Below are 11661 nucleotides of genomic sequence, written 5' to 3' on the forward strand. Positions count from 1 at the left end.
GGGCTGGTGCATTCACTGCACGCCGCCCGTCACCGTCAAGCCCGACAGCAGATGCCACTGGGTCTGCACCACGAAGTCGGCGTAATCCATGGGGCGCTGGATCTGGGCGTCGGCGCTGTTGGGCAGCACATAGGCCCAGGCGCGCTGGCTGCTGGCATCGTAGACCAGCTTGAACAAGTGGTCGGGAACCCAGACCTGGCTGCTTCCCAGCAAGTGCGGCACGCCCTGGTAGAGCGGGCCGCTGAAGACGAACACATCGCCCGCCGCCCGCTGGGCGTACTTGCGCACATCGGCCTCCAGCTTGGCCCAGACCTTGCGGTTGTTAGTCGGGTCCTGGGGCACCATGTTCGTCAGGGCGAACGACTGGGCCATGCCGCTGGCGCTGTACTGGTTGGCGGCAGCGGCCATGTGGCCGCGGTCATAGCCGCTGCCCTGGTAGTCCGCCAGCGTGGCGCGCTGCGCGCTGGGCACGCGCGCGTCGGCATAGAAACGGTCGGTACGTTCCTGGCCGGCCGCCTGCTGCAGGCGGCCCCGGTTCAGCCGCTCCACCACCACCATCGGTGTCTTGGTGCGGCCGGAATACAGCACGGCAAACCCTTCCGAGCACAGCGCGCGCGCAGCCCATTCGGTGCCGATGCTGCCTGGTTGCAGGACACGGCCGGCCGGAAACTGCTCGCGGCAGGCCGCAAAGCCGCTGCTGTCGGTGGCGGAGGAGGTGGTGGTTGCTATCGGCGTGCTGGCCGTGGTCGCCGGCGATGCCGTGGGGCGTGTGGCCTGGGAGGGCGCGGGGGACTGGGCCCAGTTCCCGATGCGCTGCTTGACCAGGCGTGTGGCTTCATCGGCCAGTCCTTCGCCCCAGCCGCGCAGTTGCTGGCGCGCACCGTCCAGGTGGCTGCGCCAGGATTGGCTGAGCAGGCTTTCCGGACTGTGGGTCAGCAGGTCCCAGGGGCTCAGGGCCTGTACCAGCACGGCGTTGCCGAACAGGGCGCCCCAGATGAAGAACGCCAGGCGGCCGGTGAGCCGGTGCTTGAGTCGCTGGAACCAGTGGAGGGGAGCGGGAGAAGACTTGCGCTTGCGGGTGGCCATGGACACACAAAGCCGCTGCCAGGACCGTGGGCGCAGGCGACGCACGGCAGACAGGGCGGGCACGGGGAAAGGAGCGGCCGGGCGGGAACCGGAGATGGTTGCTATTTTTCACATAGCAACTTATCAATGGAGTGTAAGCCTTGCAAGCTTGTCTTGTTGCAAATAACTGTAAAAATACCCAGGTGTCTTGCGAGTGTCTCTGCCGCGGTTTTTTGCGCTTTGCTGCGAAAAATTCAGCGTTTTCCCTGAAGCCCTGTTTTTTCTGCATATAATCATGGCTTCGGCGGCTGTAGCTCAGCTGGATAGAGTACTTGGCTACGAACCAAGGGGTCGTGGGTTCGATTCCTGCCAGCCGCACCAAAACGACAAGCCTCAGAGTGGAAACGCTCTGAGGCTTTTTCGTTTTTGGACCTATGCCGCCGCTGCAATGGCGCTATCTGCCTTGGCGGGCCAAGCATGCCACGCTGGTCTGCACCCTTCCGGGGCAGCGCCGGTGCGGGATCAGCGCTTGGCAAACACCAGGCGGAAGGTGCTGCCCTGGCCGGGCGTGCTGTCCAGCTCCATCACGGCGCCGTGGCGCTGCATCACGGTGTGCACAAAGGCCAGGCCCAGGCCCACCCCCTGGATGCGGCTGGCTTCATGCTGGGCCAGGCGGGTGAACGGCTGGAAAAGTGTGGCCTGCTGCTCGGGGCTGATGCCGTCGCCCTCATCGCGCAGCACCACCACCCAGTGCGCAGGGCGATCTGTGATGCTGCAGTGCACGGTGCTGCCGGCGGGGCTGTATTTAATGGCATTGCCCAGCAGATTGCCCAGCACGCGGCGCAGCTGACCGGGGTCGCCGGTGACCAGGGCTTCCGCCTCCTGGGGCATCCAGTCGATGTCGATCAGCTTGGCGTGGGCGGCGGCCCAGCTGTCGTCCACGGCCTGCTCCAGCAGCAGGCCCAGCTCCACGGCTTCCTGGCGCGGGGGCTGCTGCTGGGCGCGGGCCAGGTGCACAAAGTCATCCGCCAGCGCCAGGGCGCTGCGGGCATAGCGTTCGATGCGCACTTCGGTGTCGCTGGACACCAAGGGGCCGGCACTGTCTGCCGCCCTGTGGCCGAAGGTGCGGTCCATCTCCAGCAGGGTGACGATGGCGCCGATCGGGGCGCGGATGTCGTGCGAGATGAAATGCATGGCCTGGTCGCGCTGGGCCATGGCCTGGCGCATGCGGGTGATGTCCACCAGGGTCAGCAGCCAGCCAGTGGTGGGCGGCGCGGCAAACGGGCGGCCCACCAGCAGCAGGTGGTTGCCCAGGCGGTCGGTGCCCTCATGCTGGAAGGACGCCTGTCCGCCCGCCAGGGTCTGCGGGTCGAACAGCGGTCCCTGGCTCTCGTTTTCCCGGGCCCCGGCCAGCAGCAGTTGCACGTCCTGGCGTTCCTGCAGCGTCTGGCCCAGCGACTGGGCATAGCGGTGGGCCGCGCTGTTGGCCAGCAGGATGCGGCCTTGCGGATCGCACACCAGTGTGGGGGAGGGCAGCTGCAGCAGGCTTTCGCTGACAAAGTGGTGCAGGGCACGCAGCTGGCGCGAGGCCTGCTCCACCGCCTGGATGCGCTGGGCCAGCATGTCCTGGCCCATCAGGCCGGACTGCAGCGGTGCCAGTGCGCCGCTGCGGCCCAGGTCGCGCATTTCATGCTCCAGAAAGCGGGCCGCGGCATTCAGGCGCCGCCAGCTCCACAGCGGGTAGGCCAGAGCCACCAGCAGCAGTGCCGCCGCAGGAGTCAGCACCAGTTGCCACCACAGCGGTGCCAGGGTGGCCGTCAGCAAGGTGGCGGACCACAGCAGCACGCAGGCGGCCAGCGCGGCCGAGGGGCCCAGCAGGGCCAGGGCCAGCAGAGTCAGCAGCACAGGCAGGACATTGAACAGCCGGTTGGCTGTGGCCGATGCCGGCGTCGCATGCGTGTGCTGGAGCGCACCATTGAGGATCTGGGCCACCATCACCACATTGGGGGTATGCTGCGCCGTCTGGGTGGGGGTGGCGATGGATGCGGACAAGCCGGTGGCCAGGCTGCCGACCACCACATACTTGCCGCGGAAGGCGCTGGCGGGAATGGCGCCGCGCACCACGTCGATATAGGAATAGGTGGTGAATGCTGGGTTGCCGCCGGCAAAGCCGATGTATTGCAGGGCGGGCGGGGCACCGGCAGGCTGCGGCGCACACAGCGCATCCTGCGGCTGGGCCACGCAGCGCATGGCCAGGCCCAGATGCAAATGGCTCTGACCGGCCAGGCCGGCGCGCGGTGCAAAGCTGCGCACGCCGCCATCGGCATCCACACGCAACTGCACATGGCCCAGGGCGGCGGCGGCCTGGACCAGGGCGGGCAACTGGCCCACGGGGCTGCCTGCCAGGTCTTGCGCCACCGGCAGCACCACGCGACCGCTGTCGGCAATGGCGCTGGCCAGCAGGGCGTCGTCGGCGGGGTAGTCCAGATCTTCTTCACTGAACAGCACATCCAGCCCGATGGCCTTGGGGTTCTGCGCCGAGAGGTGGCGCACCAGCTGGGCATGGATGGCCCGGCGCCAGGGCCAGCGCCCAATGGCTTCGATGCTGCGCTCGTCGATGGCAATCACCACCACCTCGGGCGATGCCGGGCGCTGCTGCAGCCGGGTCGCCAGATCCTGCACCAGCAGATTGCTGCGCTCCAGCTGCTGCGGGCCGGCCAGCCACCAGCAGGCGGCCAGCAGCAGGGCGCTGAAGATCCACCATTCCCGCCGCAGTCCCAGGTGGCCCTGTGACACGTCAGAGGCGCGCAGCCGATTCAGCCAGCGCCACATGTGCGGGGCATGGCGGCTTGTCATGGTGCGCTAGGGGTGCGGAGGCCCAGCCGCTTTCTTGGCAAGGTCGACGAGGGTCTGGCGTGGCAACCGCGCAGCCGACCCGCTGGAGGGAAGTGATCCGCCAGGGGCGCAGTGGGGCTCATGGCGAGAGCACATCCAGGCCGCTACCGCTGCGCAGCGGCATGCCCGAGCCGTCGCGCACCCAGGGCAGCACGGTGAACTGGCGTGCGGTCGACAGCGGACTGTCCAGGCCGGACGGATCGCGCACCTGCAGGCGCAGGAAGTACTGGCCGGGGCCGAGGTTGGCGGCCTGCCATGCGGGCTGGTTCACACGGGTGTCCAGCACCGGGTGCTCGGCCTCCGGTGTACGGGCCACGACAATGCGCCAGCTCTGGCCGGGCTCGCCCTGCCAGTGCATGGTGGGCACGCCAGCGGCGGTGTTCCATTGCAGCGCGGCCGCATCGGGCACGGCGGGGCGCGGGATGGCACGGAAATCCTGGGGCGCGGCAAACGGACCTTGGTCCATCTGGCCGTTGTCCAGCGTGCGGATGCTGGCGGTGCGCCAGTGGTAGTTGCCTGCGGCGAGGTCGGTGGTCTGCAGCGCGCAGCCTTCACGCACCACCCGGTCTTGCAGCGGGGCGCTGAAATCCTGGCTGGCGGCCGCAATCTGGATGCGGTAGGCGGACACGCCATGCACCGGCGTGCAGCGCAGGTCCACACCATCGGTGGGCAGCTGGGCGGCGGGCGCTGTCTGGTAGAGCGGTGGCACCGGGTGGGCCTTGACCTTCAGCGGCCCCTGGGCGGGCAGACCGGGAATGCCATGGCCGTCCATGGCCTGCACGCGCAGGAAATAGCTGCCATCCGGCACGGCGGCAAAGCGGGCCTTGTCGCCGGCGAAGCGGCCGTTGCGCAGCACCTGCTGGCCGGCCGCATCCTGTGTGACTTGCACCACATAGCCTGTACCCTGGGTGGGGGCCGGCAAGGGGAGGTCCAGCCATTGGGCATCTTCGGCCAGGCGGGGCAACTGGCCCTGGGGCAGTGCCGGCAGCAGTGCGGCCTGGTGCAGCTGGCCGTCGGCCGTTACGGCGGCACCGCGGCCTTTGGGCACCTGGGCACTGGCGTTGGGGGACTGGTGGGATGCCACCTGCACCGCACCCTGCTGCACGGCGGTGGCGGTGCTGCCGTCGGCCGCAAGGTAGACACCGAACTGCGTGCCGCGCACGCTGCTGGTGGCCGTGCCGGTGCGCACGTCCAGCGCCGCAGGCTGGGCCTTGTTGGGCGGAACAGTCGCTTCCACGGCGCCGTTTTGCAGCTCCACCACCGATTGCAGGCTGCCCGTGCGCCCTTTGCGGCGCAGCTGTTGCAGCAGCAGCGTGCTGTCGGCCTGCACCTTCAGCAGCGAGCCGTCGGCCAGGCGCACGCTGACAAAGGCATCGGGCGCCACATGCAGGCGGCTGCCTTCGGGCAGCTGCTGGCCCGGGGTGAGTGCGGATTCGCCGGCCGATCCGGTGTGCGACGGCGGCGGCAGCACGGTCACCCGGCCCTGCAAATAGTCTACCGAGGCCGTGGCCATGCGCAGCAGGTGGTTGGGAATCTCCAGCACCGAGCCCGGCTGCAGGCGGTAGGGACTGCCGACCTGGTTGTGCCGTTGCAACAGCTGCCATTGGCTGGCGTCACCCAGGTAGTGGCGGGCCAGCTGTTCCAGCGTATCGCCGGTGTGGATGCGGTGGCGCGTCACCCCGGTGGCCGAGGAGGCGGCAGTCTGTGCCTGGGCGCTGCAGGCCAGGGTGAGAAGAATGCAGGCGGCGGCGCTGGGCCACAAAGCTGCAGGACGGAGAAAGTGCATAGGCATACAGCATGCAAGCCTGCAGGAAAAAGCGGATAGCCGCAAGTTGCTGGAGGTGGGGCTAGGAGGCCAGGTCCAGATTGGTGGGCGTGGTGCAGCCCAGTGCATCCAGCCGGTAGCCCAGGCCGTAGACGGCCGAGATGGCGTACTCCTGGCCGGGGCGCAGGCGCAGCACCTGGCGCAGGCGCGAGACATGGGTGTCCAGCGTGCGCGACAGCACTTCGGAGTTCTGCCCCCAGACGGCTTCGCGCAGATGGTCGCGCGACATCAGCCGGCCCTGGTTCTGGAACAGCAGCACGGCCAGCGCGAATTCCCGGTGCGTGAGCACCACGGACTGGTCGTGGAACTCGGCCGTGAAGGTGGACTGGGTGAAGCGGTAGGGACCGAACTCCAGCACATCCTCTTGGGCCTGCGGGTAGGCGCGGCGCAGCAGCGCGGCAATGCGTGCCTGCAGCTCGGCCACGCGGATGGGCTTGACGATGAAATCATCGGCCCCGCAGTTCAGGCCTTCGACCAGATCGCGCTCTTCGCTGCGGTGGGTGATGAACACGATGGGCAGGGTGGCCGGCAGGTGCTCGCGCGCCCAGCGCACGACTTCGGGGCCGGAGAGGTCGGGCACTTCCCAGTCCACCAGCAGCAGATCGAAGCTCTCGCGGCGCAGATCCTGCACAAAGCTCGCTCCGCTGTGGTGCAGACGGCACAGGTGGCCCGCCTGGCGCACCACCTGGTCGATCAGCTCCAGTTGCAGTGGGTCGTCGTCAAGAACTGCGATACGCATAGTGGTGGGGCCTCCCTGGTGTTTGCGTGGATTGTCTCAAACCTGGCGTGGCGGGCAGTGCACCCGGGTCATTCCGCCTGGGCGGCAGCGTGGAGCTGCTGCAGGGCGGCGGTGATGTCGGCCTCCTGCACGCCGTCCAGCGGCTGCAGATGGCTGCGCACGGCCTCCAGTGCGGCGGCACCTTCCTGCTGCAGGCGGGCGATGTGCTGGCCGGCCTCGCGGGGCTGGGCAAAGCCGGTGCTCTGCAGCAGCACCTGGCCGCTGGCGGTGGTGAGCTTGAAATAGAACTGGCCGTCTTTCTCGCGGTATTGCTTGAACACCGGCAGTGCGGCCTTGTCGGCCTTGGCCGCCTTCTGGCTGGTCTGTGTCATGCCAGTCAGCGTGCGCAGGCCCACGGCGGCGCGCAGGCGCTGCAGCAGCGGGCGGCTGAGGGCGCGGGCACGTTCGGCACCGGCCTGCAGCACGGCTTCCACCTTTTCGGGGTGGGCCATCAGGTCTTCGTACCGGGCGCGCATGGGGGTGATTTCGCGCTCGATGCACTCGTACAGCTTCTGCTTGGCATCGCCCCAGCTGATGCCGTCGGCGTAGGCCTGGCGCATGGCGGCGGTCTCTTCGGCCGTAGCAAAGGCCTGGTACATCTGGAACAGGGCCGAGCCTTCGACTTCCTTGGGTTCACCCGGTGCACGCGAGTCGGTCACGATGGAGCCGATCAGCTTCTTCAGCTGGGCAGGGGGCGTGAACAGCGGGATGGTGTTGTCGTAGCTCTTGCTCATCTTGCGGCCGTCCAGACCGGCCAGCAGGGCCACGCTGTCTTCCACGGCCGCTTCGGGCAGGGTGAAGTGCTCGCCATACAGGTGGTTGAAGCTGGACGCCATGTCGCGCGCCATTTCGATGTGCTGCACTTGGTCGCGGCCCACGGGGACCTTGTGGGCGTTGAAGGCCAGGATGTCGGCCGCCATCAGCACCGGGTACATGAACAGGCCGGCCGTCACGCCGTCATCGGGCTCGGTGCCGGCGGCGGTGTTCTTGTCCACGGCCGCCTTGTAGGCGTGGGCGCGGTTGAGCAGCCCCTTGCCGGTCACGCAGGTGAGGAACCAGGTCAGTTCGGGGATCTCGGGCACATCGGACTGGCGGTAGAACGTCACATGGGCCGGATCCAGGCCCGCAGCCAGCCAGCTGGCGGCGATTTCCAGCGTGGAGCGCTGCACGCGGTCCGGATCCTGGCATTTGATCAGTGCGTGGTAGTCGGCCAGGAAGTAGAAGTTCTCCACATTCGGGGCGCGGCTGGCGGCAATGGCGGGGCGCATCATGCCGGCGTAGTTGCCCAGGTGGGGGGTGCCGGACGGGGTAATGCCGGTGAGGAAACGGGTAATGGCTTGTGTCATGGTGCAGACAGTCTCAGGCCGTGGAGCGCCGGTGGGCGCTCCACGCAAAGGAAAAAATGGATCAGGCGAGCCAGCGGGTCAAAGGGGTGAGTATCCAGTCCAGGGCTTCGTAGCCCCAGGCCATCAGCGGACGCAGCCACCAGGTGCCGACAAAGCCGAAGAGGACCAGACCCAGAACAATGAAGAAGCCGAACGGCTCGATGCGCGAAAACTGGTAGGCCAGCCTGGAAGGCAGCAGGCCCGCCAGAATGCGGCCACCGTCCAGCGGCGGCAGCGGGAACAGGTTGAAGGCCCACATCACCAGATTGGTCAGGATGCCGGCGCGGGCCATTTCCAGGAAGAAGCGTTCCTGGATGCCCGACACCACCAGCACGATCAGCAGCACCGCCCACAGGATGGCCTGCAGGAAGTTGGCCGCCGGGCCGGCCAGCGCCACCCAAATCATGTCGCGCTTGGGGTGGCGCAGGCGGCTGAAGTCCACCGGCACCGGTTTGGCATAGCCGAACAGAAACGCGCCCGAGGTGGAAAAGTACAGCAGCAGCGGCATCAGGATGGTGCCGATGGGGTCGATGTGCTTGAGGGGGTTGAGCGTCACCCGGCCCAGGATGGTGGCCGTGGGATCACCGAAATGGCGGGCCACGTAGCCATGGGCGGCCTCGTGCACCGTGATGGCGAACAGCACGGGCAGGGCATAGATCAGAACGGTTTGCAGGAGTTCGGTGGCGTCCACAGTGTCAGCGCAGTCGAGGTATGAAAGAAGGCAAGGTGAGGTTATAGCCCCAAAGCCTGGAGGCTGCCCTGTCCCTGGCGCACCAGCTCTGCATCGCCGCCGCTGTACATGGGGGTGAGGTCCAGCACCGTGGTGGGTTCCATGGGGCAGGCGCCGGCATCCACGATGCCGTCGAGCAGCTTGTCAAAGCGCGCACGGATCTCGTCCGGGTCATTCAATGGTTCGGTCTCGCCGGGTGCAATCAGCGTGGTGCCCAGCAGTGGCTCGCCGTGCAGCTCCAGCAGCATCTGCAGGCCTTTGCGGTCGGGCACGCGCAGGCCGATGGTCTTGCGTGACGGGTGGCTCACGCGGCGCGGCACTTCCTTGGTGGCATCCAGGATGAAGGTGTAGGGGCCTGGCGTGGCCAGCTTCATCAGCCGGTACTGGCGGTTGTCCACGCGGGCGTAGTTGGCCAGCTCCGACAGGTCACGACACAGCAGTGTCAGGTGGTGCTTGTCATTGATCTGGCGGATGCGGCGCAGACGGTCCACGGCGTTCTTGTCGTCCAGGTGGCAGACCAGGGCATAGCTGGAATCGGTGGGGACGGCCAGGATGCCGCCGCCGCGCAACAGGTTGGTCGCCTGCTGCAGCAAGCGGGGCTGGGGGTCCACCGGGTGGATTTCGAAGTACTGGGCCATGGGGCTGGTTTCCTGGTAGCGGTGCCGGGCGTCAGTGCGCGCGGTGGGGGGCGGGCTGGATGCGGTCTGCCAGCAGCTCCCAGACGGGATTCAGCCTGCGGGGCAGTGCGGGCAGGGTCCCCAGGGCAATGCGGGATTCTGCCGGGCTGTGGAAGTCGCTGCCGCGCGAGGCGTGCAAGCCCCATTCGCGGGCGCATTCGGCGTAGCGCAGGGCTTCTGCGGCGGAGTGGCCGCCGCAGGTGACTTCGATGCCCTGGCCGCCGCAGGTCTTGAATTCGTCCAGCAGCGCATGCTCCAGCGTGCCGCCCAGAGCGTAGCGGGCCGGGTGGGCCATCACCGCCACGCCGCGGGCGGCGGTGATCCACTGCACGGCTTCGGCCACGCCGGCCCAGCGCTGGGGCACAAAGCCGGGCTTGCCCTCGGTCAGAAAGCGCTGGAACACCTCGGTCACATCGGCGCAGACGCCTGCATCCACCAGAAAGCGGGCGAAATGGGTGCGCGAAATCAGATCGGGGTTGCCCACATAGCGCAACGCGCCTGCGTAGGCATCGGGGATGCCGGCCAGTGCCAGCTGGTGTCCCATTTCCTGGGCCCGTGGGCCCCGGCTGTGGCGCAAGGCGTGCAAACCTTGCTGCAATGGCCCATCTGCGCAGTCAAAGCCCAGGCCCACGATATGGATGGTGTGGCCGGCATAGCTGGCCGAAATCTCCACCCCCGTGAGGTAGTCCAGGCCCTGGGCATGTGCGGCCTGGCAGGCTGCGGTCTGCCCGGCCAGCTCGTCGTGGTCGGTCAGTGACCACAGGTCCACGCCGCCCTGGCGCGCACGGGCCGCCAGTTCGGCAGGCGCCAGCGTGCCATCCGAGAAGGTGGAGTGGCAATGGAGATCGGCATTCAGATAGGGGGTGGGCACGCGGACATTGTAAAAGTCTGGCCGCTCCAGCGCAGTGGCCTGAGAAAAGCAGGGGAGAACCGCGCTGGCTGGCCGGGAGCACCTGCCCTGTGCAATGCGGTTTGGAGTGCATCAAACCCTGTGTTTATTGGCCGCTTAGGGGGGGGGGAGCGGATGGATACTTTGCTGGCGGTTGCTGGGGCGTGGCCCATGCCTGCGCCGTTGCTGGAGGGGCTCAAGCCTGTTTGCACCATGAAAATCCAAAATCTTTCCGTGGCCCAGAAGATCTGGGTGATGCTGACGGTGGTGATTGCCGCATTGCTGTGCCTGGGCGGCGTGCTGGTCTATGCGCTGGGCAAGAATGACGAGAACATTCGCCAGCAGGTGATCGACTATGACCAGCGTATCCGGCTGGCGGAAAAATGGAGCGGCATCACCGAGCTGGCCGTCAGCAGCGTGACGGCGGCCGCCCAGTCTTCCGAGCCGGACATGATCAAGATGCTGGTCGAGCGCACGCAGACGGAAGCCAACCGCGCCAGCGAAGTGCAGCGGGAGCTGGAGGCACGGCTGTCGTCGGAAGAAGGCCGCGCACAGCTGGCTCGCATCCAGGACACCCGGACCAAGGTGCTGTCCCTGAACAAACAGCTGGCGGACTTGCGGGGGGCGGGCGACACCGAGCAGGCCAACCGGGTCATGAAGCAGGAATTTCTTCCGGCGGTCGATGTGTACAGACAGACGCAGCAGGACATGGTCAAGCTGCAGGAAACGCTGCGCGACCGCATCGTGACCGACGGAAATACCTTGCGCCAGCAAGCACTGTGGATTGCCGCGGGGGTGACGGCGCTGGTGCTGTTGCTGGCACTGGGCCTGTCGCGCGGCATGATCCGCCAGGTGACGCTGCCGCTGGATCGGGCGGTGGCGCTGACCCGCCGCATTGCCGACGGCGACCTGACGGTGGAAGCGCATGACGAGCGCAAGGACGAACTGGGCCTGCTGCTGCGCAGCCTGTCCGAGATGAGTCACAAGCTGCGCGCGGTGGTGGGTGAGGTGCGCAGCGGGGTGGAATCGGTATCGGCGGCGTCCAGCCAGATTGCCACCGGCAACCAGGACCTGTCGGCCCGTACCGAGCAGACCGCCGCCAACCTGGAAGAAACTGCTGCCAGCATGGAAGAGCTGACGTCCACCGTGACGCAATCGTCCGAGACCGCCCGCCAGGCCAACCAGCTGGCCGGCATGGCCGCCCAGGCGGCCGAGCGGGGCGGCTCGGTGGTGCAGCAGGTGGTGCATTCCATGCAGCAGATCACCGACAGCAGCCGCCGCATCAGCGACATCATCGGCGTGATCGACGGCATCGCCTTCCAGACCAACATCCTGGCGCTGAACGCGGCGGTGGAAGCGGCCCGTGCCGGTGAGCAGGGCCGGGGCTTTGCCGTGGTGGCCGGGGAAGTGCGTTCCT

General features: G+C 67.5%; 9 protein-coding genes and 1 tRNA gene. 2 read left to right on the top strand and 8 right to left on the bottom strand.

Annotated features, from left to right (window positions below; genetic code table 11):
• Nucleotides 1-12 precede the first annotated feature (12 nt).
• A complete protein-coding gene (locus QM470_RS14580) occupies nucleotides 13-1086 on the bottom strand; it encodes a DNA/RNA non-specific endonuclease (RefSeq protein WP_283339762.1) in 1074 nt (357 codons plus the stop codon).
• Between the two features lie 283 nt (nucleotides 1087-1369).
• Between QM470_RS14580 and QM470_RS14585 the strand changes: the two genes are divergently transcribed.
• Nucleotides 1370-1446 (top strand) — tRNA-Arg (locus tag QM470_RS14585).
• Nucleotides 1447-1587: 141 nt separating this feature from the next.
• Here the strand turns inward: QM470_RS14585 and QM470_RS14590 are convergent.
• The 7 genes from QM470_RS14590 to QM470_RS14620 all read right to left on the bottom strand — a co-directional run bounded on the left by QM470_RS14590 (nucleotide 1588) and on the right by QM470_RS14620 (nucleotide 10226).
• Entirely contained in the window at nucleotides 1588-3921 is a 2334-nt protein-coding gene (locus tag QM470_RS14590) for a CHASE2 domain-containing protein (protein WP_283339764.1), read from the bottom strand.
• A 118-nt stretch (nucleotides 3922-4039) separates the two neighbouring features.
• On the bottom strand, nucleotides 4040-5746 hold the full coding sequence (locus tag QM470_RS14595; protein WP_283339765.1) for a FecR family protein: 1707 nt from the start codon (nucleotides 5744-5746) through the stop codon (nucleotides 4040-4042).
• Nucleotides 5747-5807: 61 nt separating this feature from the next.
• The gene (locus QM470_RS14600) at nucleotides 5808-6524 is read right to left on the bottom strand and encodes a response regulator transcription factor (RefSeq protein ID WP_218332881.1); all 717 of its coding nucleotides are present in this window, start codon (nucleotides 6522-6524) and stop codon (nucleotides 5808-5810) included.
• Between the two features lie 68 nt (nucleotides 6525-6592).
• Nucleotides 6593-7909 (bottom strand): tryptophan--tRNA ligase, encoded by a 1317-nt coding sequence (locus QM470_RS14605; RefSeq protein WP_283339766.1) that lies wholly within the window; start codon nucleotides 7907-7909, stop codon nucleotides 6593-6595.
• Nucleotides 7910-7970: 61 nt separating this feature from the next.
• Nucleotides 7971-8639 (bottom strand): site-2 protease family protein, encoded by a 669-nt coding sequence (locus QM470_RS14610; RefSeq protein ID WP_066540769.1) that lies wholly within the window; start codon nucleotides 8637-8639, stop codon nucleotides 7971-7973.
• A gap of 41 nt (nucleotides 8640-8680) precedes the next feature.
• The gene (locus tag QM470_RS14615; RefSeq protein ID WP_066540774.1) at nucleotides 8681-9316 is read right to left on the bottom strand and encodes an L-threonylcarbamoyladenylate synthase; all 636 of its coding nucleotides are present in this window, start codon (nucleotides 9314-9316) and stop codon (nucleotides 8681-8683) included.
• A gap of 31 nt (nucleotides 9317-9347) precedes the next feature.
• The gene (locus QM470_RS14620) at nucleotides 9348-10226 is read right to left on the bottom strand and encodes a PHP domain-containing protein (RefSeq protein ID WP_283339767.1); all 879 of its coding nucleotides are present in this window, start codon (nucleotides 10224-10226) and stop codon (nucleotides 9348-9350) included.
• A 231-nt stretch (nucleotides 10227-10457) separates the two neighbouring features.
• Here QM470_RS14620 and QM470_RS14625 point away from each other — a divergent pair.
• A partial coding sequence (locus tag QM470_RS14625; RefSeq protein ID WP_283339768.1) for a methyl-accepting chemotaxis protein occupies nucleotides 10458-11661 on the top strand: 1204 nt, incomplete at its 3' end.

Origin of the sequence: Comamonas sp. 17RB, assembly GCF_030056555.1 — a bacterium.
In the GTDB taxonomy this organism is placed as follows: Bacteria; Pseudomonadota; Gammaproteobacteria; order Burkholderiales; family Burkholderiaceae_C; genus Comamonas; species Comamonas terrigena.